This window comes from Picosynechococcus sp. PCC 11901 (assembly GCF_005577135.1).
Taxonomy (GTDB): domain Bacteria; phylum Cyanobacteriota; class Cyanobacteriia; order Cyanobacteriales; family MRBY01; genus MRBY01.
The window spans coordinates 2,630,687-2,657,533 of sequence record NZ_CP040360.1 but is presented as its reverse complement, the minus strand read 5'-3'; the positions used below and the strand labels follow the sequence as shown (position 1 = coordinate 2,657,533).

The window sequence follows — 26,847 nt, the reverse complement described above, 5'->3', positions numbered from 1 at the left end:
TCCCTAAGTTACTAAACGTTTCCGCCTATTCTCTTCTAAAATGATGCTGGATACGTAAGTTTATACCCCCAAGATGCGCATACTAGCCCTAGTTCCCGGAGGAGTTGGCGACCAAATCCTCTTCTTCCCGACCCTCGCTGATCTCAAGGAACGTTATCCCGAAGCCATGATTGACGTTCTGGTCGAACCCCGTGCCAAGGCAGCCTATCGCGTCTGTCCCCAGGTTCATGAAGTGCTGACCTTCGACTTTAAAGATCGCAATGGCCCGGCTGACTATCTCAATATTCTCGGCACCATCCGCGATCGCGAATACGAAATTGCCCTCTCCCTCGGCAAAAATTGGGCTGTGGGCTTCCTGCTCTGGCTGAATGGAATTCCCACCCGCGTGGGCTACAAAACCGCAACATCTTGGTTTATCTCCAATCCAGCCCCCCTCAACGAAAACCAATACGCAGCGGCCCTCTACCACGATCTCCTCAAAGGCTTAGGCATTGACACCGATTGTCCATCCCCCAGTATCACAGTGCCCAATGGGGACATTCAGTGGGCCGAAGGGGAACAAAAACGCCTGGGCTTAACCGAGGGGTATATCCTGATCCACGGTGGTGCCAGTCAACTCTCCCAAGCCAAGGGCATCAACAAACTCTACCCTGTGGCAAATTGGCAACCGATCATTGAAGATATCCAGAGTAAGCAGCCAAACCTCCCGATTGTCTTGCTCCAAGGCCCGGACGATGCCCCTTGGGTCACGGAACTCATTGCCCTTTATCCAGCGCTAAAGGTGACACGGCCTGAGGATATTGGTAAAGCAGCAGCCATGATTGCCGGGGCCAACTTGATGGTTTGTACAGATAGTGCGCCGATGCACCTGGCCGCCGCCGTGGGGACTTACACCATTGCTCTCTTTGGTGCGACCCACGCCGAAAAGCTCTTACCGCCAAAGAATGATAAATTGATTGGCATCCAGTCTCCCACTGGAAAAATGGCAGATATTCAACCCAAAGACGTATTGGCTCAAATTTGGCGTGGCTAAACCAGCAGTTTTCCTTGATCGTGATGGTGTCCTTAACATCGAAGCAGGATATATTCACACCCTCGAAGACCTGAATCTAATTCCAGGGGTGGCGGCGGCTGTGCGATCGCTCAACGATCAAGGAATTTTTTGCTGCTTGGTTTCCAACCAATCGGGGCCAGCCCGGGATTACTACGGCATTGACCATGTAGAAGCCCTCCACACCAGACTGCGTACCCTCCTAAACCAAGAAGCGGCGGCCCACCTCGATGCGCTGTATTATTGTCCCTACTTAAGCCAGTCAGCTGGGGGCACCCACCCAGACTTTACCCAGTGGGGCACCTGGCGCAAGCCGAATACGGGAATGTTGGTGACAGCGGCCTGGGAACATGATTTAGATTTACGCCGTAGTTTTATGGTGGGGGACAAGGCGACGGATATTGACCTCGCTCACAACGCTGGCCTCCGGGGAATTTTGGTTCAAACAGGCTACGGTAAACAAGTCCTCAGCGGCAAATATCAACACCACACCAAGCCCGATTATGTCGCCAAGGATCTCCAAGATGGGGTGAATTGGGTATTACAACAGCTCCAAAAGAAGCCATAGGAATCAAGAAAATACGGAAATCCGCATCTGGGGATGGGGGCGATCGCCGCCTTGAGGTTTTCCCAAGTTCCGGCAAAATAGAGGACGAATCCTTAGACCAAGTTGGAAGCATACGACCTATGGCAGTCCTCGAAAAAGGCAATATTACAATCCATACCGAGAATATTTTCCCGATAATCAAAAAATCTCTGTATACCGACCACGAGATCTTTTTACGGGAACTCATCTCCAATGCCGCCGATGCGATCACCAAGCGCAAAATGGCAAAAATGGCCGGTGAAAGTAGCGTTGATGTGCCCGATGGGGAAATCATTATTGACGTTAACAAGGAGAAAAAACAACTCTCCATTACTGATAATGGCATTGGGATGACCGCCGACGAAATCAAAAAATATATTAACCAAGTCGCCTTTTCGAGTGCCGAAGAATTTATTCAAAAATATGGCAAGGATGCGAACGATTTAATCGGGCATTTTGGTTTAGGGTTTTATTCCGCCTTTATGGTGGCCACCCACGTAGAAATTAATACCCTTTCCTGCAAAGATAGTGCGGAAGCGGTTCATTGGAGCTGTGATGGTTCCCCCGAATTTCAACTTAGTGCCAGTGACAAAACCAGCATCGGCACGACCATTACCCTCACCATGATGGACGAGGAAACAGAATATTTAGAATCCCAACGGATTCGCCAATTGGTCAAAACCTATTCTGATTTTATGCCCGTTGCCATTCGCTTTGAAGGGGAACAAATCAACAAACAGCGGGCCATTTGGAAAGAATCTCCCCAGAATTTAACCGACGAAGATTACCTCGAATTTTATCGCTATCTTTATCCTTTCCAAGAAGATCCGCTGCTGTGGGTTCACTTGAATACGGACTATCCTTTCTTGCTCAATGGCATTCTTTATTTTCCGAAACTGCGCCCGGACATTGATGTTACTAAAGGACAAATTAAGCTGTTCTGTAATCAGGTTTTCGTCAGTGACCATTGTGAAGAAGTCATCCCTGAATTTCTGATGCCGCTGCGGGGCGTTGTGGACAGCACCGATATTCCCCTCAATGTTTCCCGCAGTGCCTTAACAAACCACCGGACAGTGCGCCGCATCTCCGATTACATCGCCAAAAAAGTTGGCGATCGCCTGAAGTCCCTCTACAACGAAAGCTATAGTGACTACGTTAAAAGTTGGGAAGATGTCGGCACCTTTGTGAAGTACGGTAGTATCCGCGATGAGAAGTTTAAAAAACAAGTCGAAGACATTCTCATTTACCGCACAACCCACCAACCGGAAACAGCGGTAACGACCCCTAAAGTAGAAGTACAGGGTAATGATGGCGATGTGTGGGAAGACGTGAAATCCGAAGACACCCAGGCAACGTCTACGGCCCCCTACACAACCCTCAAAGATTATTTAGAGCGCAATAAAGAGAAGCACGAAAATCGCGTTTTTTATTGCACCGATCCCAGCACCCAGGGCACTTACATTGAACTGTACAAAAACCAAGGTTTAGAAGTCCTTTACATGGACTCCTTTATTGATACCAATTACTTCATTCCTTTCCTAGAACAGGAATACAGCGATGTGAAGTTTTCACGGGTGGACTCGGAGCTAGATCAAAGCCTCGTAGAAGACGATAAGGCCAGTGAAATTGTTGACCCGAATACCAACAAAACCCGTGGCGACGTCGTTAAAGAGTTGTTTGAAAAGGCAATTGGGAAACCAAAGGTCAACATCAAAACCCAATCGATTAAATCCGCAGAAACAGCGGCAACGCCCCCGGCAATGGTGCTTTTACCAGAGGCCATGCGACGTCTGCAAGAGATGACGGCGATGATGCAACAAACGACGATGCAATTCCCAGAAGATCATGTGTTGATGATTAATTTGTCGCATCCCTTGATCGAAAATATTTACCAACTCAGCCAGGGTTCAATTATCCAAGCAGATGGCAAAGCCTCGAACCAGGAAACCATCGATATGATGTGTCAGCACGTTTATGATTTGGCATTAATGGCCCAGAAGGCCTTTGATGCGGAGGGGATGAAAGCGTTTGTGGAACGTTCGAACCAAGTGTTGACCCGTTTAACCCAGAAGTAAGCCTTCATTTAACTCGCCCGATGATCTCCCCCCCGGTGGGGAGATTTTTTTTGTAAACACAATTAACGGACGGGCATTGCGCTATGCTCAGTAGCTGTCCCTCTGCGTAACATTTGGCTATGGCTCGCCTCTCCCAAGAATTGCACCGTTATTTTTTTGAAGAAGACCGTGGTGAAACCGTTAGTTTAGCCCAGGCGATCGCCCTCGCAGAGGAAAAAGTCTTTGGGGTCATTTTGCTACTGTTGGCTTTTCCGTCGGCCCTGCCAATTCCGGCCCCAGGCTATTCGACGCCCTTTGGGATTTTAATTTTTGCGATCGCCCTCCAGTTGATTTTTGGGCGGAAAAAACTCTGGCTTCCGGTTGCTTGGCAACGAAAAACCGTCAAAACGACCATGGCCCAGGGCATCCTGAAAAAAGGTCTCCCTTGGCTCAAAAAAATTGAGGCGATCGCCCACCCCCGGTTTCCCATCGTTTGCCAGAGTCGCCTGGGTCGCACAGTTATGGGTTGTACCATTGCCCTGATGGCTACCTCGATGATGATCCCCATTCCCGGCACCAATACCCTCCCGGCCATGGCGATTTTCCTCACCGCCTTTGGCCTCCAAGAGGACGATGGCTTGATCAGTGGCGCTGGGGTTGTTTTCTCTGTTGTCATTGCCGTGCTGATGGTGTCCGTCATTTATGTGTTCTTCAACGGTGGCCTCAGCCTATTGGATCTGCTCAAAGACTGGGTCACGGTACGATTAGGGGGCTAGTTGTTTTCGTTTTGTTGCCGCCATGTCCCAGTTCCCATCCCTAGAAGCCGCCCTCAAACACTTCTTTGGATATGACAATTTCCGCCATGGCCAAAAGGCGGTCATTACCGCTGCCCTGGAAAACCGTGACGTCCTGGCTCTGATGCCAACGGGGGCCGGTAAGTCCCTTTGTTTTCAACTGCCCGCCCTGCTGAAACCAGGGTTGACGGTGGTGATTTCTCCTTTGATTGCCCTAATGCAGGATCAAGTCGATGCCCTGACAGACAATGGCATTGGTGCAACTTTCCTAAACAGTACCCTCAACCTCGACCAAGCGCGATCGCGAATCCAGGCAATTTTTAACGGCAATATTAAACTTCTCTACGTTGCCCCAGAACGGCTGTTTAACGAGGGCTTTCAGCAACTACTCACAGATGTAGATCAGACCATTGGCCTGACTGGATTTGTGGTGGATGAGGCCCACTGTGTTTCAGAATGGGGCCATGATTTTCGCCCAGAATACCGTCAACTGAGTCGCATCCGGAGACGCTACCCCCGGACTCCTTGCCAGGCCTTTACCGCTACCGCCACCCAGCGCGTCCGGGAAGATATTATTGATCAACTTGCCCTACAGAACCCCAGCTTTCACTGCACCAGCTTTAATCGCCCCAACCTTTACTACGAGGTTCTTCCCAAAGACCGGAAAAGTTACACGCAACTGCTGCGCTATGTTCGTCAACGGCGTGGGCAACCGGGAATTATCTACTGTTCTAGCCGCAAAAAAGTAGACGAGTTGGCCGATCGCCTCAAACAAGATGGCGTTAAAGCCTTGCCCTACCATGCAGGACTGGCCGATCGTTTACGGGCGGATTATCAAGAGCAATTTATCCGGGATGATGTGCCTGTGATGGTCGCCACCGTTGCCTTTGGCATGGGCATCAACAAACCCGACGTGCGCTTTGTGGTGCATTATGATTTACCGACCAATTTAGAACGCTATTACCAAGAGTCGGGTCGTGCGGGTCGGGACGGGGAGCCTGCCCACTGTACTCTGTTCTATCGGGCAGGGGATATTAAAAGAGCCGAATATTTCATTGAATTCAAGGAAGACGAACAGGAAAAACGAATTGCCTACCAGCAACTGCAAAAGATGATCGACTATGCCGAGGGGATCGATTGTCGGCGGACGATCCAACTGAGCTATTTTGGGGAGCAATTTCCGGGGGACTGTGGCGGTTGCGATAATTGCCAGAATCCTCGCCCCGTCGAAGATTGGACGATTGAGGCCCAGAAGTTCTTATCCTGTGTTGCCCGCTGTCGAGAACGTTATGGCATGACTTACATTATCGATGTGTTGCGGGGTTCCAAGAAAGAAAAAATTATTCAAAATGGTCACCATCAACTGTCTACCTATGGCATTGGCCTCGACCATACTAAGGAAGCATGGAAAAATTTAGGGCGATCGCTCCTACATCAGGGCTTGATGACCGAAACAAGCGATGGCTATCGGGTCTTGAAGCTCAACGCTCGCAGTTGGGAGATTCTGCGACAACAGAAAACAGTGAAAATTGCTGTGGAACGGCGGCAAACGGCCCAGGAAATTCTGGGGATTTCTGAAAGTCGCCTCGATGCGGAAATTCTTTTTGGGCAACTGCGACAACTGCGGAAACAATTGGCCGATGCAAATTGGGTTGCCCCCTATATGATTTTTTCCGATGCGACCCTCCGGCAAATGGCAACTCGGCGACCCTGCACCCAGGCAGATTTTTGTCTGATTTCTGGGGTAACGAGTGCGAAATACCAGCGTTATGGGGAGCCTTTCCTCGCGGCGATTCAGGAATTTTGCGCCAACCAGGAGCCACCGAAACCCCAGGTCAATGGCACCCAGTTACTCACCCTCCAGCTTTATCAACAGGGCCTTTCGGTTACAGAAATTGCCAAGCGGCGCAGTCTGACGGCGGGGACGATCAACGAGCACCTGGCAACATTACTCCAGAATGGCGAGATTACTGACCTAGACCGCCTCGTCAAACCAGCCGCCCAAGTGGAAATTGAAAAGGCGATCGCCACCGTGGGGCCAGAATCCTTAACGCAGTTGCGGGAGCACCTCCAGGAAAAATACAGCTATGATGCGATTAAACTGGTACGGGCTAAACTGCTGCAAACTGCAAAATCAGCCTAGAATCTTGAAATTTACTGGAGATTGAGAAAATTATCTAAATCTTCAAGGACTTTCGGTGGAAAGCGACGAATATCCTCTAACCATTCTAAATCCCGGTAACGATCGTCTAAACCCGCTGCGGCCACCCAGTTACTTTCAGCCTCGCCGAATTGATGGTTCCCCCAGAGCATCGCTGTCAGGGCCACTCGCGCATCGGCAAACATCGGGTATTTGCGCACCAGGCCTTTCATTCGCTGGATCGCTTGGTTGTTTTCGCCAACTTGATACAGAGCAAGGGCATAACTTTCGGCGGCCCAGGCAAAGCGAGGATCAAGTTCCGTTGCTTTCTGGTAGTCCTGGCGGGCCTGTTCCCAATTGCCCAAACTGCCGTAGGCATTGCCGCGATTGTGGTAGGCGATCGCCTCTTGGGGATCGAGTTCAATGGCTTTGTCATAGTCGGCGATCGCTTCGCTAAACCGTTGCTGTTGTTCGAGGATCGCACCGCGATTAAAGTAGGGTTCGACTTGGTCTGGGGCCAGGCGAATCGCTTCATTGAGATCGTCAAGGGCTGCATCAAACTGATTTAAACTCGCCCTCGTATTGCCTCGGTTGCTCCAGAGGGCCGGATTTTGGGGAAATGCTTCAATTAAATCGGACCAAATTTTTTCGGCGGTAAACAAATCACCTTTTTTCGCTGCCTGGATCGCGGTTTGGGTGAGGCGATCGCCTTCAGAGATTTGAGCATTAGTAAGGGCAACACTAGGCCAACAAAGGCTAATCCACAGCAGCAGACTACACAGAAAACTAAAAATTGGGCGCATAGATAAATCGCTCAACGGCGTTCAGAGAAAGGGCTAAGGGTACTATAACGCGTCTCTACCAAGTGACTTTTCCGGCCAGGTCGGCGGCCTTTTTTTCGCCAATGCCCGACACCCGTTGCAGATCCGTCAAACCAGAGTAGGGACGGCCTTCGATAATCCCTTGGGCGAGGCTGGGGCCAATGCCAGGTAGGGTTTCGAGTTCGACGGCACTGGCGGTATTAAGGTTCACAGGGCCATCGGTGGCGGCCACGGTACAGTCAGCGGGAATCGGTTTTTGTTTGCTGGCGATAAAGGGCGGAATCCCCAGGTAGGCCGTGGTATAAAACTGATCGAATTCAGCTTGAAATTGTTGGGCGATCGCCTCGTTCTGGATAATTAAGAGGGTTTCGTCGTTCTGGTTGTTGGCAGCAGCCGACCAATTGTGGGAGCCGGTAATTACGGTTTTGCCATCGATAACGGCGAATTTGTGGTGAAATTTGTCCCCCTTGGGTAATTTTGGCGTGCCGACAGTTTGGATGGGGTTAGCCCAGGGCCGATTAAAGGGGTCACATTTTTCCTTGAGATTCACCCCCAACAGATCCAGCCCATCGCTATATTCCCGAAAGGCAAAACTCGGATCAATTAAGGCGCGGATTGCAGTGCCCGCTTGGGCTTCTTTTTCTAAAATATTGGCGATTTTTTGCTCAGAGAACACGAATAGGGCCAGGCTAATCGACTCTTGGGCTTGGGCGAGGGTGCTGCCAATGAGACCATTGCTCGTATTTTCCCAGGGCTGGGAACTAGAGAAAGGCGAAAACTGAACGGTGACGCGACTGTTACCCACGCTAAAGGTTTGGGGCGGTTCCTGAAGTTTCTGGACTCCAAACTTACGCCCTGTCCACATCTCCTCAAATTCTGTTGTAAAAACCTGGGCGATCGCCGCATCTTGGATCCGCATTAGGTGATTTGCATTGCCCCTGGTTTCCGGGTTGGCGAAATCTCCGTGGATGCCGCTTAATGTCCAGTTTGCTGAGCCGGTGATCACCGTTTCCCCATCGACCACCATAAATTTGTGGTGCATCAGGCCGCTCCCTTTGGAACCGTCGGCGGTGTCGTCTAAAATCGGAATCTTTGCCCGTTCTAAAATGGCGATCGCATCATATTTAGCCGTCTCTGCCGCATCCAAAAAGCCATCTTGGTTTTCGTCGGCGAGGGCGACAAATTCTTGGTATTTTCCCTGATCCCGTTCATCGAGTTCTAAAATTTCTGTCGAATCAGGTTCGGCCCAGGGTTGACGGTAATTATTTTCGACGATGACGCGAATTGTGATTCCCGCAGCGGCTTGGTCGGCCAGAGCTTCAGCTACCAGGGGCAAGTTCAACTCCTGAATCGCAATATCAATGGTGCTTTGGGCACTGTTAATGCCCTCGATTAGAATAGCTTCGAGGTTATCCCCTGGGCGTTTCAGTTGGCGGTAGGGTTCGGTGTAACTAATACGTCGGCCTTGACGCTGATTGAAATACACCTGAATGGATTCATCCTGGGGCGATCGCCCCCTTCCCCCCTGGCAACCCAGCAGACCAACGGCCAACAGACCCCAAAGAACGAAAAATGGGCGGCGAGCGGCGGGATTAACCATCGAAGATTTAAGAGCGCGACACCACCCTTATACCTAATAATCGTAAGGATTTCTGGGGGTGGGAATTGGTTCGACGGCACTGGCTTGGATCACCAACTGACGCTGGGGCAAATTATTATCACCCTCAGCTTCTGTGGTGAGTTGGAGATCCTCGGTAATCATTTCCCCCGTGACTTCTACCCAAGAGTCCGGCGCAAAGGCTTGGCGATCGCCTTCGAGTTTCACGGGCAATCCCACCGGATAGGCATCCACTGCACAACAGGTCAACACAAACCGCGACACCATCATGTAATTGTCCGGCAACTGGGGCAGGTGAGTCACAAAGCCGTTCACCTTCACCGGATCCCCCGTATAGGCATCGGGTTCCGGGTAAACATTCAACGTCCGAATCCAATCCAATAACGTCCGCTCCTCTGGGGAGGTACCGACCCGAAAACTTTCCGGTTGACTCCGGGTGAGGGGCAATTCTTCCGTTAAACCCCGTTGAATCGCCGTTTGGCTCGACAAAATGGTCGGCGGGATCAAAAATCCGGCGATCGCCACCACAATTAATAGAGCACTCCCCACATTCTGGGGTAATAGCGTAATGTGCTGCACCGACTCCCCGCCACTAACTTGGGGACGCACCTGTTGTAGTAATTTTCCCAACCCCAGCAGAAGGAGAATGATCCCCGCCGCCACACATAAACCGAAGTAATTAGGGTGGATCAACAGAGCTAGCTGGCCCGTAATCGCATACTTGAGCAGCAAAGCTCCCCACAACAACAGGGCCGTAATATCAAACCAAGGGGCCAAACCAGCCGCTTTCGGAGCAGAAAAATTAACCATTGCGTTCCTGGAAAAAATACCTCAAACAACTATCACCCGTTTCCGTTAAGGCCACCCTAAAACAAACGTGTTGCCTCTTCATCAGCCATCAGTTCTTGATCCTCGGCCAACATCGCCGGATCAATGAGCGTAATGTCAAAGGGATCTTCTTCCCCTGGCTGAGTGCGCTTTGAAGCACGCGGCGATCGCCGTTCATAACGACCCAAAATTTGGGGGCCAAACGTGACGACATCCCCATCCTGGAGTGTGACCGCATTCACTTTGTTCCCATTGACCAAAATGCCATTGGCACTCGCCTCCTGCAAACCGTCCCCATCAACAATGCGATAGTAAACATGATCATCCGTGAGATGCCGGACTAAGGTGGCATGGAGACGAGACACAAACTGAGACTGGAGGTGAATCGCACAACTACTACGACGCCCAATAGAATAGCGAGCATCCGTCAAAATATATTCCCGTTGTCCAGTGTCATCTTGGACAACAAAAACATGTTGAGGTTGATTCATTGTGACGGTAGGAGCAACAGCCATGGATTCCAAATCAGTGCAGAAAAATTGTCGTTAAACAAAGACAATACTAAGTCCTCACATTTAAACATATCAGCTCAACATTCAATCGTGGTGTGAACCTACAAAGCCCAATTCATGTTCAGTCTCTAGGATTGTCCTATCCTATCGAAGTGCCGTCTTTTTTGGTCAACCCGTAACAAATTCAATCACAAACAAAAAACCCATTACCGGCAACAGCGGGCATGGGTTACGGCTGAGACAAAAATTTAGTGTAGCGTTGCGAGAAAAACAGACCCTAAAGTCATTCCCTCAAATTAACCGAAACGGCCACTGACATATTCTTGGGTGGCCTGTTCCCGGGGATTTTGGAAAATAACCTCCGTGCGGTCACATTCCCCTAGATAGCCCTGGCGGGTACCATCATCATTGGTTTTCACGTTGAAAAATGCCGTCATATCAGCGACCCGCGAAGCCTGTTGCATATTATGGGTCACGATAACAATCGTGTATTGCTCTTTGAGCTGGTGGATCAACTCTTCAATTTTGAGGGTCGAAATCGGGTCTAAAGCAGAACAAGGCTCGTCCATCAGTACCACCTCTGGCTGAATGGCGATTGTCCGGGCAATACAAAGCCGTTGCTGTTGCCCCCCAGATAGGGCGAGGCCACTTTGACGCAATTTGTCCTTAACCTCATCCCAAAGAGCGGCTTGGCGCAGTGAGCGTTCTACCAGTTCGTCCATGTCGCCCTTGTAACCATTGATCCGTGCCCCATAGGCGATATTGTCATAGATCGATTTGGGGAAGGGGTTTGGCTTCTGGAACACCATGCCAATGCGACGGCGCACTTCCACTGGATCTACACCGGATCCGTAGAGACTACTGCCGTGGTAAGCAATGTCGCCATCTATGCGGAAAGAAGGAATGAGATCATTGAGACGGTTATAGCAACGCAGCAGAGTGCTTTTACCGCAACCAGAGGGGCCAATAAATGCTGTTACTTGATTTTTGGGAATGTTGAGGTAAACGCCTTTGATCGCCAGGAAGTTACCGTAATAGACACTGACATTTTCTGTCTGCAGAACGTAGTCTGTGGCGTTTGCATTGTCGAGTTCAATCATTGGAAAAGCAGCTTATCTAGGCCGGATGCGGGGAGTCAAGAAAATAGTCAATCACTTGCCGAATGACTTGATGGGGCTAATGTTGAGGCTTGTTTAAATCTGAGAAGAGCTTAACGATGGAGAGGGTTTCCGCGTTTGCCAGCTTTATCAGTTTTGCCTAGACCATTAGAATACAAAACCTTCGGCTCCAGTATATTATCAGTCCTGCGACATCTTGACTTTAAGAACAGGTAAACCTTTTGATTGGTGCTAGATAGGGTCGTTCTTTGTCGGTTATTGTTAGGTTGAACTAAAGCGGAAAGCTTGATCTTTCAAAGATTTCTGGTTGACAATTGGAGTCTTTTTTACTGGCGTGGTGGGGCCATGTCCAATTGGGGTAAATCTAAATCATGGGGATCGATGTCATCGGCTTTGACTTCTTGGATTGGACTGACCTGAAACACAATTTTAAAAATTTGCCGATTACGCTTGCGTAAGAATTCCTCAACGAGGAGAGCCTGTCTGGGGGTAATTTCTTTTTTCGCCTGGAGATTAACGTAGATAATCGGCGGGGAAGAAGTCCAGTCAACCCGCACCCGAACATTTTCAACGTCCTGACCAACAGTGACGGTTTTAGTTGTGAGCTGGCTGGTAATGGTTTGTTGCAGGCGGAGTTGTTGCACGAGTTGAACAAATCTTGCCCCCAGGGGTACTAACAAAATCAGGGTTAGGGCCATCGTCCAACCCAGGGCGTGGTTGATCTCGGCATAACCGGCCAAAATATAAACCACCATGCAAGCAAGGGTAATGCCGAGGAGGTTGGTTAGATAGAGTAAGAAAGCGCCACGGGAGTAATTGAAATAACCTTGGGAAAAAGATAGGCCCACCACACAGAGGGGAGGCATCAGGGCAACGGCGATCGCCGTCCCTGCGAGGGCATCGCTAATCCCTCGGCGCACCTTCGCAAAACCGCTAATCCCCCCAGCGGCCACGGCAATACCAAGGTCGATCAGATTTGGCTGCGTCCGAGCCGTCAGTTCCGAGCCAAAATCAGGGATGCCAATGACGACGCCGATCATCCAGGATAAAGCCAGGGAAAGGGCGGTTGCGCCGGTAATCGAATACAGCGATCGCCAAAATAATTTCAATTCCCCTTCTAGGGCGGCAAAGGCCAATCCCCGCAACGGCAACATGAGCGGCGCCACCAGCATCGCCCCAATAATCACAGCCGTACTATTACTAATGAGCCCAAAGGTGGCAATAATACAGGAGCTGACCGTCAACATCACAAAATTAAGCCGCCAGCTCGCCTCGATCAAAAGCTGCCGATACAGACGCCGCGTCTTTTTCCCCGTCACCGGGCGAGGAATAAACCACTGCACAAAATCGACCCAACCCAACCACCATTCCATCACTACCCCATAGGCTTGGGGATTACGGTATAGCCGTCGTCGATACCACACCATCGCTGTTAAGACTCCTGGACAAATAGACACACAAATGCGATTTCGATTGTAAAAGCTTGGTTCCTCTCTGGTGGGATTTGCATGGATTTCTTTACCCGTGACAAACCCCGCCTTCGTTCAACCCCACAATTCAAGAGATTCTGACGGAGGACTTACTTTTTGGGAGAGAAGATTTTATAATGGTAATTCTGTAAAAATCTGTAGTTAATCCCATGGCAGTTCCAAAGAAGAAAACCTCAAAGGCAAAGCGTGACCAACGCCGGGCCCACTGGAAGCGTAAGGCAACCATCGAAGCCCAAAAGGCCCTTTCCCTTGGCAAATCCGTACTCACTGGTCGTTCTAGCTTTGTTTATCCTTCCCCCGAAGACGACGAAGAGTAAATTCAGTATTTTTCTGGCCCCAGTGCCCTCTAAATCTCTTATTAAAAATAAATATAATTCTGATACAGCAAGGTGGAAAGTTTTCCGCCTTTTTTTGTGACAAAGGCCCATGTCCAACAAAGAACTGCCGCCGCAATATCGCCGGAGAGTTACCCTACTAATCCCAAGGGAAATAAAGGTAGACTATGTAACAGTCAAAATTTAGCCTACCTTGCGAGCCTCACCGTTTATGACCGCCAAAACTGCCATTTCTGCTCCCCAGTACGATGTGATTGTCATTGGTTCCGGTATCGGGGGCCTCGTCACGGCAACCCAATTAGCAGCAAAAGGGATCAAGGTGCTGGTGCTAGAACGCTATGTGATCCCCGGTGGCAGTGCTGGTTATTTTGAGCGGCAGGGTTATCGGTTTGATGTGGGCGCTTCGATGATCTTTGGCTTTGGCGATCGCGGCACCACCAATCTCCTCACCCGGGCCCTCGCCGCAGTGGATATGTCAATTCCGACCATCCCAGATCCGGTGCAAATTCATTACCATCTCCCCAATGATCTTGAGGTCAAGGTACACCGTGACTACGAAGAATTTTTAACGGAGTTGACGGCACGGTTTCCCCACGAAGCCAAGGGCATTCGTAAATTTTATGATGAATGCTGGAAAGTATTTAATTGCCTCAATAGCATTCAGTTGCTTTCCCTCGAAGAAATTCGCTACCTGCTGCGGGTCTTTATGCAGAAACCCTTTGCTTGCCTGGGGTTACTTAAATATTTACCCAAAAATGCTGGGGATCTCGCCCGTCAATATATTAAAGACCCCGAACTGCTGAAGTTTATCGATATGGAATGTTACTGCTGGTCAGTGGTGCCAGCTGAACTGACTCCCATGATTAATGCGGGTATGGTGTTTAGCGATCGCCATTATGGGGGCATCAACTATCCAGAAGGCGGAGTGGGCCAAATCGCCCTCAAGCTGGTTGAAGGTTTAGAGCACCATGGCGGTGAAATCCAATACGGTGCAAATGTCTACGAAATCATCACCGACCAAGGCCAGGCCGTCGGCGTGCGTTTAGCCAATGGCACCGAGTATTTCGCCAAAAAAGTCATTTCCAATGCCACCCGCTGGGACACTTTTGAAAAACTGCTCCCCAGTGAAAATAAACCCTTTTTTGAAGAAAAGTGGACGGAGAATTACCAAAAATCCCCCAGTTTTCTCAGCGTTCACCTCGGTGTCAAAGCCGATGTTCTTCCTCCTGGGACGGAATGCCACCACATTTTGCTCGAAAATTGGGACACCATGGAAGCCGAACAGGGTACTATTTTTGTTTCTATTCCGACGCTCCTCGATCCGAGTCTGGCCCCTGAGGGATACCACATCATTCACACCTTTACCCCCAGTTGGCTGAGCGAATGGCAAGGCCTTTCTCCCCAGGAATATGAAGCCAAAAAAGAAGCCGCCGCCTGGCAACTCGTAGATCGCCTTGAAGCTATTTTTCCAGGATTAGATGCGGGATTAGACTACATGGAAGTGGGGACACCGCGCACCCACCGTAAATTCCTCGGACGGGTCGATGGCTCCTACGGGCCGATTCCCCAGCGCAAACTTTTGGGGTTATTGGGAATGTTTAATTTTGCTGGTTTTCCACCCCGGGTCAATAAAACAGAAGTCTCTGGACTTTATTGTGTCGGCGATAGTACCTTCCCCGGACAGGGCTTAAATGCTGTGGCGTTTTCTGGTTTTGCCTGTGCCCACAAGGTGGCGACAGATCTCGGCTATTAAGTGACAGGCACAAGAAAGGCGATCGCCCTTGGGAAAAACAAAAAAAGAGGGGTGCAATCCCCCTCCTTCGATCTTGTATTTACTTTCACGTTGAAAACTGACAGTTACCGTGGCGTCAGCTTCGCAATGGTGGCATTTTGGTAATAGTGACGCAGAATTTGTTGGTAATCAATGCCCTGGGCTGCTAAACCATTAGCTCCCCATTGACTCATACCAACGCCATGGCCAAAGCCTTTACCGTAGATATAAACGTCGCCCTGTTGGATTCTGGCATTGATCAAAGTGCTACGCAGTTCTAATAAACTACGCAGTTGATCGCCACTGATATTTTTGGTGCCGCGATCGCCAATCACTTTCATCGTAATCACCCGACCCTGGGGGGTAGCCCGTTGGGGAATGAGTTGCTTTACGGTACCAACACCACCAACCAGTTCTCCTAAGCGAGCTGCAGAAATGGTTTTACTCCACTGATAGACTGGGGAAGATTGGTCATAATCCACAACCCCCCGGAGATAGGGCAGAGGTTGACTCCAGATATCCTCAACATTTTCGGTATGGCCGCCCGAAGAAGAATGGAATACCGCCAGAATAACACTACCGTTATAGGTCATCACCTGACTTTCCGTGGCGTTAACGGCAGCATGGGTTGTGCTGTACTCGCTATTTAGACCCTTGTAGACCTGTGTCGCCGTCGTGGTGTCTAGGTCATAGGGTTTCCCGGCATTTTCCGAGCGTTTTTTTAATGCATAGGTACGGGCCGCGACAGCCTGGGCTTTGAGGGCTTCCTGGGGCCAACTGGGAATTGCTTCAGCGCCGACAACACTATAGAGATAGTCTTCGAGATCGACGTGATTGATGGCGAGAATTCCGTTGCCACTCTGCCGGAGTTGGGTGCGCCCCCGGTACCAGCGATCGCCAATCCACACATAGCCATCACCCTGGGGCTCAATCCAGACCTCAGTTGCCCGCCAACGGTCAAACGCCAATTGATTACCCTGGCGTCCTACAGCAAAGGAACTCATTCCGGCAATTTCACCGAGGACTTGGCCTTGGCCATTTCTGATTAAAGCATTGGTGGAACTGCCCACCTGGAGATTGGTCGTCGTCTGCCGTACAGCGACCCGAAGATCAACCGCTGCCTGTGCAGGTGCAAGGGTTCCTAGCCATACAAGCCCCGAAAGAACCCAGGAATGTCCGATTAATCTACGTAAGGGTCTTAGCATAAACACATTAGAAATCTACAACAAATATCAATGGCATAAAGTGGTGCAGTCGATCACTATATAGCTTTACTCTAGAATCGCTTTTGATGTGGTTTGTTCCATTACAATTTCACGACTCAATCTAGCACGAAAATTAGGCGATCGCCGTACCATCATCCGGAAAAACATCCTGTAAACGTTGGGGGCCAACCGCCTTCACCGCTTCAGCCAAATTAATGTCCCCGGTATAAATCGCCCGGCCCACAATCGCTCCTGTGACTCCGATCCCTTCGAGGGCCACAAGATTAACCAGATCCGCCAAAGAACTTACGCCCCCCGACGCAATCACCGGAATCTCAATGGTGGCCGCCAATTCCCGCAGCGCCTCCAAATTAGGGCCAGCCATGGTGCCATCCCGATAAATATCTGTGTAAATAATGGCAGCGACGCCCTGGGTAGCCATCTGTTTCGCCAAATCCGTCGCCAAAACCGCCGACGTTTCCAACCATCCCTTTGTCGCTACCTTTCCATCGCGGGCATCAATCCCAACCGCAATCCGGCCCGGATATTTGGCACAGAGTTCTGTCACGAGATCCGGGTTATCTACCGCCGCCGTCCCAAGAATGGCTCGCTCTACACCCACATCAAACAATTGCGCCACACTTTCTACCGTACGGAGACCACCGCCCACCTGTACAGGAATATCAATCGCTGCTGCAATTTTGGCGATCGCCCCTAGATTGACCGACTCTCCCTGTTTTGCCCCGTCTAAATCCACCACATGGAGCCGCGTTGCCCCCTGCTCAGCCCAAGTCCGTGCCACCTGAACCGGGTCATTATTAAACACTTGCGCCTGTTGATAATCACCCTGGTAGAGGCGCACACATTGGCCACCGAGCAGATCAATAGCGGGAATAACTTCCATAACGAAAAAAATGTTGTGATGTGAACAAAAGCCCTGTTATAATAGCGAACTGTTGACCCGGTGGTATAGCCAAGTGGTAAGGCAGAGGTCTGCAAAACCTCCACTCCCCAGTTCGAATCTGGGTACCACCTTATTGTTATTGTTTCATAGCTGAAATCGACCTAGAACTCGCTCCGTAAGTAGAACTTCTAGTTCCTTTATTTTTTTATGCCCTAAATAAAGGCTAATTAAATACGCGAATTTCTCTGCAAAGAACCAAAAAGGTTCAAGAAATAGTCTCAAACCCTCTTAATTATTAGATGAAATAAATTTTTATTTGACGACCGCAGTGATGATCGTCGTGATCGTGGCAGTTGCCAGTAGGCCAAAGGCGAGATTAACTACCCATTGAGATGCCATCTGGTAGGCATTAAAGCGGATGGTCAATTCTTTTTGTTCGTCCCGTTGGGTTTTGATAGCTTCAGTAAGCTCCTGTACGTCATCGGCGAGCTTGTCGAGCATTTCGTCTGTCCAGCGTTGTGTCATGGTTTGTGCTACCTCACTTTTGCTTTATTAAATGGGTGGTCATCTAAAAATTACAAGGGATAATGATGAGGATTCATATCCAGTCTCTCTTAAACCCAACAAGAAAGGTCTGGAGACAAACTCCCAGACCCTGTAAATATAGTTCAACAGCTAACGACAAAGATTTTTGATCTTTCTATATTTCGCCGGATAGAGCCTTGGCTTTATCGGCCTGTTTTTGAGCAAGCATTGCGGCTGTTTTTTCTCGATCAATTTTTAGGACAACCACGCCGAGGGGCGGCAAACACAAGTCAACCGAATAAGGAAAATTATGGAAACTCCAGTCTTCAGTCCAGACGCCACCGAAGTTGAGCAGATTACTCCCCCCAAAGGTTTCGGCATCACTATTCAAAATTTCTTGATAGTAGCCCTCTTCTGGAATGCCAATTCGATAATGGCTATGGGGTTGCGGCGTAAAATTGCAGACCACAACTAAAAAATCATTGGGATCTTTTGCCCGTCGAATAAAGGAAAGAACACTATTTTGATTGTCAGAGCAGTCGATCCATTGGAATCCTTCCTCTTCAAAATCCCGTTCGTAAAGGGCCGGTTCCTGTTTATAGAGACTATTTAATGCCCCGAAGAAACCTTTGAGTTTGGCGTGGGGTTCATGTTGCAGCAAATCCCAACTCAAGTCACTCCAAACATTCCACTCATTCCATTGGCCAAATTCCATGCTCATAAACATGGTCTTTTTACCAGGATGGGTAAACATATAGGCAAATAAAGCCCGCACATTGGCAAATTTCTGCCATTCGTCCCCCGGCATTTTGCCAATAATCGAGCTCTTACCATGAACGACTTCATCGTGGGAAAGGGCCAACATGTAGTTCTCGCTGTGGTGATACCACATACTGAAGGTAATGCTGTTTTGGTGGTGCTGCCGGAACCAGGGATCCATGCTGAAGTATTTAAGATTGTCATGCATCCAGCCCATATTCCACTTGAGGTTGAAGCCGAGGCCGCCGAGGTAGGTGGGGCGAGAAACCATGGGCCAAGCGGTGGACTCTTCGGCAACGGAGATAATCCCTGGATAGTATTTGAAGATGAGATTGTTGGTTTGGCGGAGAAATTCTACGGCTTCGAGGTGTTCGTTGCCGCCGTAGTCATTGGGAAGCCACTCGCCATCTTCCCGGTCATAGTCGAGGTAGAGCATTGATGCCACTGCATCGACCCGAATGCCATCGATGTGATATTTATCAAACCAGAATAGGGCATTGGCAATCAGGAAGTTGCGAACCTCATTGCGATTGTAGTTAAAGATCAGGGTGCCCCAGCCTTTGTGCTCACCTTTGCGGGGATCGGCATGTTCATAGAGATGGGTGCCATCGAAGTAAGCGAGACCATGGGCATCCTTAGGGAAATGGCCAGGAACCCAATCAACGATTACCCCGATACCATTGGCGTGGCATTGATCGATGAAATACATCAGGTCTTCGGGATTGCCAAAGCGGGAAGTAGGGGAATAGTAGCCGGTTACTTGGTAGCCCCAGGAGCCGTCAAAGGGATGTTCAGCGACAGGCAGTAGCTCGATGTGGGTGTAGCCCATGTCCTTAACGTAGGGGATGAGCTTATCGACAAGTTCGTAATAGCTCAAGAAGCGGGCACCGGGTTTTTGTTCGCCTACGGGAATGGGATCGACTTCACCGGAAAGGAGTCGCATTTTTTCGGTGGCGGAACCATGGAGCCAGGAGCCGAGGTGTAGTTCGTAGATGGAAACAGGATTTTTGAGGGGATCTTGTTTGGCACGTTGTTCTAGCCAATCGTGATCCTGCCATTGGTACTGGTCGAGGTCAGCAACGATGGAAGCAGTGTCGGGGCGCACTTCCCGGAGAAAGCCGTAAGGGTCTGATTTTTCGTAGATGTGGCCGTGTTGGTTTTTGATTTCGTATTTGTATTTGGTGTTGGGGCCGAGGTCAGGAATGAAAATTCCCCAGATACCAACGTTTAAACGGCGCATTTGGTGTTTGCGACCATCCCAGTTGTTAAAGTCGCCCAGGATGGAGACGTTGCGGGCATTGGGCGCCCAAACGGCAAAGTAAACGCCTTTGATGCCATCGACTTCGACGAGGTGCGCCCCCAGTTTGTTGTAGATGCGGTGGTGATTCCCTTCGGCAAAGAGGTGGAGATCGAGATCGCTAATGTGGGGGGCTTCGGCAAAGGCATAGGGATCGTTGATGATGTGTTGGCGATCGCCTTCTTGGAGCTTCAGTTGATATTTCGGCGTCGTTTCACTCTGGAGGGTGCACTCAAAAAAGTGGGGATGATGCACCGTTGTCATCGGGTGTTCCGTTTGGGAAGGGGTATCAATCACCCAAGCTTGGCTAGCAGAAGGTAAATAAGCGCGAATTGACCAGGTTTTCGGATTGGGATCGTCGTTGGTGGGATGACAACCCAAGACAGCATGGGGGTTGTCATGGTGGTTAGAAACAATTTGGTTGATCTGGTCTGGAGTGAGGAGAGTAGGCATTATGGCAATTACCGAAAATCGATTAGAGGTTTATTAAAGGAATTTTTTTGTTTGGCGATATGGGACAAGGCTAGCTCAGGATAGGGTAATCCGAGGGAGATTATAGGACGTGGTGGGCGTTTGGAAATGATTGTGACAAAGAGGATAGGGGAGAAATGTCGTGTGTGATACCTTGCTCCTGATCGGAGGCCCTGGGGTTTACTTTTCAGGAAAAAAGAAGAGAAAACTATAAATTGAGCCTTATTTTAGGGGATTGATCCTCACTGTAAACGGTTTTAGCAAATCCGCAATCGTTCCCCTGGGGTATGGTTGAATTTTTTTATGGAAGTCGCTGCCACCAGTTTAAACTTCAAAAGAGATCCCGTTTGCCGCGCAATTTTGTAAAAACTCGCAGGGGATCTGTTGTTTTTAAGTTAGCTTGCAGTTGGCGATCGCCACAGCGCAAAAAGGGATTTGTCTGTTTTTCCAAAGCTAACACCGTTGGAATGGTCGGTTCCTGACGTTGTCGTTGGGTCTGCACTTGTTGAAAACGTCTCTGAAGAGCCTCATTTTCTGGATCGACCGTCAAGGAAAATTTAATATTTTTCAGGGTGTACTCATGGGCACACCAGATATTCGTGCTATCCGGCAAATCACAAATTTGCTGGAGCGAGGCAAAAAGTTGAGCAGGCGTTCCTTCCAAAAGACGACCACAGCCATTGGCAAACAACGTATCGCCACAAAATAAATCGCCACTGTCTTCGGGCTGTAGGGGAGGGAAATAGTAGGCGATGTGACCTTGGGTATGGCCTGGCACAAACAAAATTTCGACGGTGCGATTAAATAAATCTAAGGGATCACCAGCCTTAAGGCTCACCGTTTGGCCTGGAATACGTCTTTTTTGTAAATCTATCTCGCTACCATACACAGCCGCTGCGGGAAAATGACTTAATAGTTGACGATTGCCACCCACATGGTCAGCGTGATGGTGCGTAATCAGAATGGTCTTAAGCGTTAAATCTTCTTTACTTAGATACTCCAGAACAACCTCAGCGTCGCCTGGATCAACAACCGCACAATCCCCTGTGGCTTGATCAACCAAGAGAAAAATATAGTTATCATTAAAAGCTGGTAAACGAATAATTTCCATGCCGGAATTCCCCCATGAGTCACTGATGCTGATCATAACAAGGGGGATTTTGTACGAAAAAACGAGTCATTAATCGAGGGAAATTTTATAAACCCACTCCGCAAACTCTGGATCGCGGTTTTCTGTGATTGCCGTTAGTTTTTCTCGCAATTTCTCAGTGATGGGCCGTTCGGTGGGCAAGGTATAGTTTTCGATTCGCTTCACGGGGGTGACTTTGGCCGCCGTCCCACTTAAAAAGACCTCATCGGCAATTAGAAGCTCTGATTTATCAATGGGGCGTTCGATCACGTCAATACCCAGATGTTTAGCAAGGGTAACGACGCTGTCACGGGTAATGCCTTCGAGAATATCCTGGTCAGAACCAGGGGTGATCAGTTTGCCATCCCGGACGATAAAAACGTTCATCCCAGATGCTTCACAAACTTTCCCTTGGGAGTTCATCAGCAATGCTTCGTCAAATCCAGAGGCAACGGCTTCGGTTTTGGCTAGGGCCGAGGCAATGTAAGCACCGCTAATTTTGCCCCGGAGTGGAAAACTCCGGTCTTCTTGGCGTGTCCAGGAGCTGATGCGACAAGCGATCCCGTCGGGGGAAAGGTAATCACCCAGTTCTAAACCATAGACGAAGAAATCTTTTTTAATGTTGTGGAGGCGGGGGGCAATGCCTAAATCAGAGGTATAGACAAAGGGGCGAATATAAAAGGATTTTGTGGGCCGATTTTGTTTTACAAAGTCCACAATGACGTGTTCAATTTTGTCAGCCGGGAGATCGAAATGGAGAAATTTTGCGCTGTTGCTAAGACGGCGGCAGTGGCGTTCGAGACGAAATAAAAGAATTTGGTTTGCGTTGGCGGGATCAGGAATACCCCGTAAGCCCCCAAAAGCCCCTGTTCCATAGTGGAGTGCGTGGGTTGCAATGGAAATATTTGCATCAATGAAGGGAACAAATTTTCCTTGGAAATAGGCAGTAGGAAGGAAATTATGCATGGGTTGGGGGCAAACGGTAGGGTGCGAAATGAATTACAGAAAGAACAATGAAGCAAGGAATTTATCTTACCGCACCTGAATCTTTGGGATTCAGCCAGCCCTTGAGGTTTTGCAACTGCTTGGCAGAGGCTTGGGGATTTTTCACGACTTGATAACTGCTCGGTTGGGGGGCAGCGAGGGTGACGGCAAGGGTTTTCAGTTGGTCTTGGTGAAAAATCGTGATCGAAATTGTATCACCTGCTTGGTAGTTCTGAAGGCGATGGTTGAGTTGTTCAGCATTGGTGCGATAGTTGGCGATCGCCAGGAGTTCATCTTCTGGATCAATGCCCGCTTGATAGGCCGGGGAATCAACATTGACCGTTTGCACTAGGGTGCGATTGTTTTGGTCGGTGACGGTGAGACCCAGGTAGGGGAGATCTTTGTTGGTGTAGATGGGTTTGATCTGTAGGCCGAAGGTTTCGAGGGCTGCGCCGAGGGGAAGTTCTGCCGTGGTGTGGAGAAATTCGTGGAAAAAGTCGCTCAGGTCAAAGCCCGCCACCTCACTAATTACCTGTTCCACTTGGGCCGGGGAAAAGCCAATTTCTGGTTTGCCAAATTTTTCCCACATGATCCGCAAAACATCATCTAGGGATTTTTGGTTTTGGTGGCGATCGCGGATTTTGAGATCCAGCAGCATTGCCACGAGAGCACCCTTGAGATAGTAGGACATCTGGTTATTGTTGCTATGGGCCTCGCGGCGGTAGAGCTTAATCCAGGCATCAAAACTCGATTCGGCCAGGGGCTGCACCAAACGCCCAGGGGTGAGGAGGTAGCGGGTGATGTCCTTACTGAGGCTTTCAAGGAAAAAGGCTTTGTCATAGATGCCAGCCCACAACGGAATGAGCAGATCATAGTAACTGGTCACACCCTCGGCAAACCAAAGGGAAGGGGTGTAATTTTCTGTTTCGTAGTCAAAGGTTTCGAGTTCCTTGGGGCGAATGCGCTTCACATTCCAGAGGTGGAAAAATTCGTGGGCCACCAACTGCATAAAGCGGTTGTACTGGTCAGATTTTTGGAAGCCAAACCGGGGATAATTTAAAGAGCAACTTTCTTTATGTTCGAGGCCCCCATAGCCACTGCCAGACAGGTGCAACAAAAACATATATTCGTCGTAGGGCAACTCACCGCCGAAAATTTTGGCTTCGGTCTGGATAATTTTTTTTGTATCGGCGATCGCCTTTTCCGCTTCAAAATTGCCTTCCCCCCAAACGACCCAACGGTGGGGCTTCCCTGCGCAGAGAAATTCATAATTTTCATGGAGACCCACCTCCACAGGACTATCCACCAACACATCAAAATTTTCGACCCAGAAACAATTTTCCTGGTCTTCGATCAGAGGCAAGGTGGTATTCACTTCCCAGGCGATGTGGGGCGGTTCGACGGTCAGAGTGCAAGCTTGGTCTTGGTAGCCCGGAATAAAGCAAAATAAAGCCGCACCGTTGAAATAACCGTGGGTTCCATCGAGGTGATTGGTGCGGACGGTGAGGTCATTGGCAAAAACCCGATAGTGGACTTGGATGTCTGAGGTGTCAGTGGTTTCAACTTGCCAGTGGTTTTTCGTCACTTTGCGCCAACTGAGGTCAACACCTGCCGCTGTAGTCGCCCGAAAATCCTGGAGATGGCGGGAATATTCGCGCACCATATAGGAGCCAGGCGTCCATACGGGCATTTTTAGATCCAGCACTGCGGCTTCCCATTGGCTAATGTGAATGGTTACCTCAAACAGGTGGGTTTGGGGTTGGGGCATTGCCACTTGATAGGCGATCGCCACCGTATTTTGCGCGCTTGGGGCTGGCGTTGCCATGGAAGTTGCCGTGTGAACCATCAGAAAAAATTTACTCCTATGCTCGGTTGGCTAAATTTGTCAGTTGCTTAAAGTTGATCAAATGAATGTGACCTTCACCCATTTCGATCCACCCTTTCCCTTCCAGTTTAGACAGAATCATCTCAACTTCTTTCGTGCTGATATCAGCCACATCGGCCAGGTCAGACACCGACAATTGAATAATTTCTAGGCCCTGTTCCGTCGGTTGACCGTAGTTTTCTGCCAGGAGGAGGAGAGTTTTGACTAACTTGAGGGCGGGGGGCTGCTTACGCCAATAGAACCGGGCATTGGCATTACGGAGGCGGCGCACCATGAGTTGCAGCATTTTGTGGTGCAATTGGGGGTCTTTAAACAGTAGCTGGATAAACCGTTGGGCCGAAACGCTAAACAGTTTGACCGGCGAAAGGGCCACCACATCCGTTGAACGGGGCGATTCATCTAGTACTGACATTTCCCCAAAAAAATCACCTTTGCCCATAATTGCGAGGGTCACAGTTTCACCATCCCCTGTGAGACGGCGCACTTTAACCCAGCCGGATTCGATGAAATAGACGGCATTACCCCAGGAGTCTTCCATTAAGACGGTTCGTTCTGCGGGATAGTCATGCTCGGTGGTGACAGACAGGAGCCATTCGATGGTTTCGGGGTTTGCGGTGCTAAAGAGGGGGAAAAGCTCGCTAAAAGCTTCAATGTCCATGAAATCTTGCCAGGATGTGCAGAATGAAACAATACAACGAATACAAGGTGATTGGCTGTTAGGCGCTATTTTCGCACGTTTTCTTTTCAGAATAGCTCACTTTCTGGTGAGGTCTAAATGGGGCGATCGCCCTACGGGAAAAGTCAGCCCCCTCACATTACAGTTTTTGTCACGATAACCCTGGCGCGGGGTGTCCTTATTCATAATTTGTAGTGAAGCACTCTTGGAATACAAAAGGCGCGTGTTAAATACCCTTGATCTAAAGCGAACCCTAGCAAAGGACACCTACAAAGAACAATTAGAGGAGTTGATGCAGCAATTGCGGTCTTTGCAAAATGCCTGTTGGCAGCACCAATTACCCGTAACGGTCGTCCTCGAAGGCTGGGCGGCGGCTGGCAAGGGCGCTTTAGTCAAAAAAATGACCAATTATATGGATCCCCGTGGGTTTTCGGTATTACCGATCTTTGAACCCTCAGCCCGTGAGAAGCAATATCCATTTCTTTGGCGCTTTTGGCATAAGCTCCCGGCGAAGGGGAGCATCGCTTTTTTCTACCACAGTTGGTACACCCACGTCCTCGAAGACCGTCTGTTTGAGCGGCTGGACCCGGTGGAAGTGCCCCTGGTGACGCGGGAAATTAATGCTTTTGAGCGGCAGCTAGTAGATGATGGCATGGCGATCGCCAAATTTTGGATTCATCTGTCCCAAAAAGAATTAAAAAAACGCCTCAAAAGTGCCGAAGCCGATGAGTTAGAAGCCTGGCGAGTTCGTCCGGAAGATTGGCAACAAGCGAAAAACTACAAAGAATATCGACACCTCGCGGAGGAAATGTTGATCTACTCCAGCACCGGTGCCGCTCCCTGGATTCTTGTCGAGGGCAACGATTACCGGTGGTCGGAAATCAAGGTGCTCTCCCAATTGGTAGCGACCATTGTCGAAGCCCTAGATCGTCGCAAAATCACTATTCCTGAAGCGGTTCATATTCGTCCCCAGTCCCAACTCCTGCCCACGGAACCGGACTTTCTTGCCAAGGTGGATTTAAGCCTAGAACTAGAAGACAAAGACTACAAAAAACGTCTCCGGGCGGCCCAAATTAAATTACGGCAACTGCAACTCAAGATTCACCAAGAAAAATTACCAGTTCTGCTGTTGTTTGAAGGCTGGGATGCTGCGGGCAAAGGGGGGGCCATTAAACGCTTAACTGATGTCCTTGATCCCCGTAGCTACAAAGTGGATGCCTTTGGTGCGCCTACCGAAGAAGAAAACCGTTACCATTACCTCTGGCGTTTTTCTCGCCATTTACCAGGTATGGGGACGATTGGTATTTTTGACCGCAGTTGGTACGGGCGCGTTTTAGTTGAACGGGTCGAAGGTTTTGCGACGGAGGCGGAATGGAAGCGGGCCTATCGCGAAATTAATGAGTTTGAAGCTCAGTTAATTCATAAGGGTTATGTGCTCGTAAAATTTTGGCTCCACATTGACCCGGATGAACAACTAAAACGGTTTGAGCAACGACAGGACAATATTTTTAAAAAATATAAGCTAACCGACGAAGATTGGCGCAACCGAGAAAAATGGGATCAATATGCGGTAGCCATTAATCAGGCGATCGCCCGCACCAGTACCCCCGCTGCCCCCTGGACGATTGTGCCGGCCAATGACAAACTTTATGCCCGTGTTTTTGTGATTGAGACCGTTATCGAAGCGATTGAGTACAAACTCAAACGTTTGAAAAATGGTGAGGCCATTGTCTAAGCTAACCAACAGACCACTTAAAAGTCTCTCTTGTCTTCCAATTTCAAGGGATTTCGAAAACGACAAAGACATATTTTTATTGTTTCTTGGAAGTCCTTTTAATAGCCTTTGATAAAAACAGATTATTGGAAATTTATAAACTTTAAATTTATTTTTAGT

Annotated in this window: 22 protein-coding genes and 1 tRNA gene; 9 read left to right on the top strand and 14 right to left on the bottom strand. The window is 49.3% G+C overall.

From position 1 onward, the window contains the following. The first annotated feature begins 73 nt into the window (after positions 1 to 73). The 5 genes from FEK30_RS13850 (at position 74) to recQ (ending at position 6,628) form a co-directional block, all read left to right on the top strand. Complete coding sequence (locus FEK30_RS13850; RefSeq protein ID WP_030006419.1) at positions 74 to 1,033, top strand: glycosyltransferase family 9 protein; 960 nt, start codon at positions 74 to 76, stop codon at positions 1,031 to 1,033. Next, entirely contained in the window at positions 1,026 to 1,619 is a 594-nt protein-coding gene (locus tag FEK30_RS13845; RefSeq protein WP_012307513.1) for a D-glycero-alpha-D-manno-heptose-1,7-bisphosphate 7-phosphatase, read from the top strand. Before FEK30_RS13850 ends, FEK30_RS13845 begins: the two co-directional genes overlap by 8 nt. A gap of 119 nt (positions 1,620 to 1,738) precedes the next feature. After that, positions 1,739 to 3,712, top strand: coding sequence for a molecular chaperone HtpG (gene htpG, locus FEK30_RS13840; protein WP_138073505.1), 1,974 nt, complete (start codon positions 1,739 to 1,741; stop codon positions 3,710 to 3,712). Between the two features lie 119 nt (positions 3,713 to 3,831). After that, complete coding sequence (locus FEK30_RS13835) at positions 3,832 to 4,467, top strand: exopolysaccharide biosynthesis protein (RefSeq protein ID WP_030006416.1); 636 nt, start codon at positions 3,832 to 3,834, stop codon at positions 4,465 to 4,467. A 22-nt stretch (positions 4,468 to 4,489) separates the two neighbouring features. Then, positions 4,490 to 6,628 (top strand): DNA helicase RecQ, encoded by a 2,139-nt coding sequence (gene recQ / locus FEK30_RS13830; RefSeq protein WP_138073504.1) that lies wholly within the window; start codon positions 4,490 to 4,492, stop codon positions 6,626 to 6,628. Between the two features lie 11 nt (positions 6,629 to 6,639). On the opposite strand, the gene FEK30_RS13825 is transcribed toward recQ, so the two are convergent. The 6 genes from FEK30_RS13825 to FEK30_RS13800 all read right to left on the bottom strand — a co-directional run bounded on the left by FEK30_RS13825 (position 6,640) and on the right by FEK30_RS13800 (position 12,949). After that, complete coding sequence (locus FEK30_RS13825; RefSeq protein WP_062434815.1) at positions 6,640 to 7,428, bottom strand: tetratricopeptide repeat protein; 789 nt, start codon at positions 7,426 to 7,428, stop codon at positions 6,640 to 6,642. A gap of 55 nt (positions 7,429 to 7,483) precedes the next feature. Further along, positions 7,484 to 9,046 (bottom strand): phospholipase D-like domain-containing protein, encoded by a 1,563-nt coding sequence (locus tag FEK30_RS13820; RefSeq protein ID WP_138073503.1) that lies wholly within the window; start codon positions 9,044 to 9,046, stop codon positions 7,484 to 7,486. 33 nt (positions 9,047 to 9,079) lie between these two features. Beyond that, positions 9,080 to 9,874 carry a TIGR03943 family putative permease subunit gene (locus tag FEK30_RS13815; RefSeq protein WP_012307507.1) on the bottom strand — a complete coding sequence of 265 codons (795 nt, stop codon included), beginning with the start codon at positions 9,872 to 9,874 and terminating at the stop codon, positions 9,080 to 9,082. A 56-nt stretch (positions 9,875 to 9,930) separates the two neighbouring features. Then, positions 9,931 to 10,383: an FHA domain-containing protein gene (locus FEK30_RS13810; RefSeq protein WP_030006412.1), complete on the bottom strand. Its 453-nt coding sequence runs from the start codon at positions 10,381 to 10,383 to the stop codon at positions 9,931 to 9,933. A gap of 317 nt (positions 10,384 to 10,700) precedes the next feature. Further along, a complete protein-coding gene (gene pstB / locus FEK30_RS13805; RefSeq protein WP_012307505.1) occupies positions 10,701 to 11,504 on the bottom strand; it encodes a phosphate ABC transporter ATP-binding protein PstB in 804 nt (267 codons plus the stop codon). 344 nt (positions 11,505 to 11,848) lie between these two features. Continuing rightward, positions 11,849 to 12,949 (bottom strand): DUF389 domain-containing protein, encoded by a 1,101-nt coding sequence (locus FEK30_RS13800; RefSeq protein WP_030006411.1) that lies wholly within the window; start codon positions 12,947 to 12,949, stop codon positions 11,849 to 11,851. Positions 12,950 to 13,161: 212 nt separating this feature from the next. Between FEK30_RS13800 and rpmF the strand changes: the two genes are divergently transcribed. Further along, complete coding sequence (gene rpmF / locus FEK30_RS13795; protein ID WP_012307503.1) at positions 13,162 to 13,329, top strand: 50S ribosomal protein L32; 168 nt, start codon at positions 13,162 to 13,164, stop codon at positions 13,327 to 13,329. Between the two features lie 229 nt (positions 13,330 to 13,558). After that, complete coding sequence (crtH, locus tag FEK30_RS13790; protein WP_138073502.1) at positions 13,559 to 15,100, top strand: carotenoid isomerase; 1,542 nt, start codon at positions 13,559 to 13,561, stop codon at positions 15,098 to 15,100. 104 nt (positions 15,101 to 15,204) lie between these two features. Here the strand turns inward: crtH and FEK30_RS13785 are convergent, their stop codons facing one another. Together FEK30_RS13785 and hisA are read right to left on the bottom strand one after the other, a co-directional pair. Continuing rightward, the gene (locus tag FEK30_RS13785; protein WP_138073501.1) at positions 15,205 to 16,323 is read right to left on the bottom strand and encodes a SpoIID/LytB domain-containing protein; all 1,119 of its coding nucleotides are present in this window, start codon (positions 16,321 to 16,323) and stop codon (positions 15,205 to 15,207) included. A gap of 133 nt (positions 16,324 to 16,456) precedes the next feature. Further along, positions 16,457 to 17,227 carry a 1-(5-phosphoribosyl)-5-[(5-phosphoribosylamino)methylideneamino]imidazole-4-carboxamide isomerase gene (hisA, locus tag FEK30_RS13780; RefSeq protein ID WP_138073500.1) on the bottom strand — a complete coding sequence of 257 codons (771 nt, stop codon included), beginning with the start codon at positions 17,225 to 17,227 and terminating at the stop codon, positions 16,457 to 16,459. A 59-nt stretch (positions 17,228 to 17,286) separates the two neighbouring features. On the opposite strand from hisA, the gene FEK30_RS13775 reads away from it, so the two are divergent. Further along, positions 17,287 to 17,358, top strand: a tRNA-Cys gene (locus FEK30_RS13775). Positions 17,359 to 17,539: 181 nt separating this feature from the next. On the opposite strand, the gene FEK30_RS13770 is transcribed toward FEK30_RS13775, so the two are convergent. The 6 genes from FEK30_RS13770 to FEK30_RS13745 form a co-directional block, all read right to left on the bottom strand. Further along, positions 17,540 to 17,752, bottom strand: coding sequence for a ssr2422 family thylakoid membrane protein (locus FEK30_RS13770; RefSeq protein ID WP_030006408.1), 213 nt, complete (start codon positions 17,750 to 17,752; stop codon positions 17,540 to 17,542). A 175-nt stretch (positions 17,753 to 17,927) separates the two neighbouring features. After that, entirely contained in the window at positions 17,928 to 20,261 is a 2,334-nt protein-coding gene (gene glgB, locus FEK30_RS13765) for a 1,4-alpha-glucan branching protein GlgB (protein ID WP_138073499.1), read from the bottom strand. 349 nt (positions 20,262 to 20,610) lie between these two features. Continuing rightward, complete coding sequence (gene gloB / locus FEK30_RS13760; RefSeq protein WP_138073498.1) at positions 20,611 to 21,390, bottom strand: hydroxyacylglutathione hydrolase; 780 nt, start codon at positions 21,388 to 21,390, stop codon at positions 20,611 to 20,613. A 69-nt stretch (positions 21,391 to 21,459) separates the two neighbouring features. After that, positions 21,460 to 22,374 carry a branched-chain amino acid transaminase gene (locus tag FEK30_RS13755; RefSeq protein ID WP_138073497.1) on the bottom strand — a complete coding sequence of 305 codons (915 nt, stop codon included), beginning with the start codon at positions 22,372 to 22,374 and terminating at the stop codon, positions 21,460 to 21,462. Between the two features lie 61 nt (positions 22,375 to 22,435). Beyond that, on the bottom strand, positions 22,436 to 24,238 hold the full coding sequence (locus tag FEK30_RS13750) for a M61 family metallopeptidase (RefSeq protein WP_138073496.1): 1,803 nt from the start codon (positions 24,236 to 24,238) through the stop codon (positions 22,436 to 22,438). Between the two features lie 16 nt (positions 24,239 to 24,254). Continuing rightward, positions 24,255 to 24,935: a Crp/Fnr family transcriptional regulator gene (locus FEK30_RS13745; protein WP_099240776.1), complete on the bottom strand. Its 681-nt coding sequence runs from the start codon at positions 24,933 to 24,935 to the stop codon at positions 24,255 to 24,257. Positions 24,936 to 25,176: 241 nt separating this feature from the next. Between FEK30_RS13745 and pap the strand changes: the two genes are divergently transcribed. After that, positions 25,177 to 26,688 carry a polyphosphate:AMP phosphotransferase gene (pap, locus tag FEK30_RS13740; RefSeq protein WP_099240774.1) on the top strand — a complete coding sequence of 504 codons (1,512 nt, stop codon included), beginning with the start codon at positions 25,177 to 25,179 and terminating at the stop codon, positions 26,686 to 26,688. Positions 26,689 to 26,847: the final 159 nt, after the last annotated feature.

Bases quoted from the DNA above. Each gene is read 5' to 3' on its own strand.
- FEK30_RS13750 (WP_138073496.1), bottom strand. From the start codon at position 24,238: ATGGTTCACACGGCAACTTCCATGGCAACGCCAGCCCCAAGCGCGCAA.
- recQ (WP_138073504.1), top strand. From the start codon at position 4,490: ATGTCCCAGTTCCCATCCCTAGAAGCCGCCCTCAAACACTTCTTTGGA.
- FEK30_RS13810 (WP_030006412.1), bottom strand. From the start codon at position 10,383: ATGAATCAACCTCAACATGTTTTTGTTGTCCAAGATGACACTGGACAA.
- FEK30_RS13800 (WP_030006411.1), bottom strand. From the start codon at position 12,949: ATGGTGTGGTATCGACGACGGCTATACCGTAATCCCCAAGCCTATGGG.
- FEK30_RS13785 (WP_138073501.1), bottom strand. From the start codon at position 16,323: ATGCTAAGACCCTTACGTAGATTAATCGGACATTCCTGGGTTCTTTCG.
- crtH (WP_138073502.1), top strand. From the start codon at position 13,559: ATGACCGCCAAAACTGCCATTTCTGCTCCCCAGTACGATGTGATTGTC.
- FEK30_RS13755 (WP_138073497.1), bottom strand. From the start codon at position 22,374: ATGCATAATTTCCTTCCTACTGCCTATTTCCAAGGAAAATTTGTTCCC.
- gloB (WP_138073498.1), bottom strand. From the start codon at position 21,390: ATGGAAATTATTCGTTTACCAGCTTTTAATGATAACTATATTTTTCTC.
- FEK30_RS13820 (WP_138073503.1), bottom strand. From the start codon at position 9,046: ATGGTTAATCCCGCCGCTCGCCGCCCATTTTTCGTTCTTTGGGGTCTG.
- FEK30_RS13770 (WP_030006408.1), bottom strand. From the start codon at position 17,752: ATGACACAACGCTGGACAGACGAAATGCTCGACAAGCTCGCCGATGAC.
- FEK30_RS13825 (WP_062434815.1), bottom strand. From the start codon at position 7,428: ATGCGCCCAATTTTTAGTTTTCTGTGTAGTCTGCTGCTGTGGATTAGC.
- pstB (WP_012307505.1), bottom strand. From the start codon at position 11,504: ATGATTGAACTCGACAATGCAAACGCCACAGACTACGTTCTGCAGACA.
- FEK30_RS13745 (WP_099240776.1), bottom strand. From the start codon at position 24,935: ATGGACATTGAAGCTTTTAGCGAGCTTTTCCCCCTCTTTAGCACCGCA.
- FEK30_RS13815 (WP_012307507.1), bottom strand. From the start codon at position 9,874: ATGGTTAATTTTTCTGCTCCGAAAGCGGCTGGTTTGGCCCCTTGGTTT.
- rpmF (WP_012307503.1), top strand. From the start codon at position 13,162: ATGGCAGTTCCAAAGAAGAAAACCTCAAAGGCAAAGCGTGACCAACGC.
- glgB (WP_138073499.1), bottom strand. From the start codon at position 20,261: ATGCCTACTCTCCTCACTCCAGACCAGATCAACCAAATTGTTTCTAAC.
- FEK30_RS13850 (WP_030006419.1), top strand. From the start codon at position 74: ATGCGCATACTAGCCCTAGTTCCCGGAGGAGTTGGCGACCAAATCCTC.
- FEK30_RS13835 (WP_030006416.1), top strand. From the start codon at position 3,832: ATGGCTCGCCTCTCCCAAGAATTGCACCGTTATTTTTTTGAAGAAGAC.
- htpG (WP_138073505.1), top strand. From the start codon at position 1,739: ATGGCAGTCCTCGAAAAAGGCAATATTACAATCCATACCGAGAATATT.
- hisA (WP_138073500.1), bottom strand. From the start codon at position 17,227: ATGGAAGTTATTCCCGCTATTGATCTGCTCGGTGGCCAATGTGTGCGC.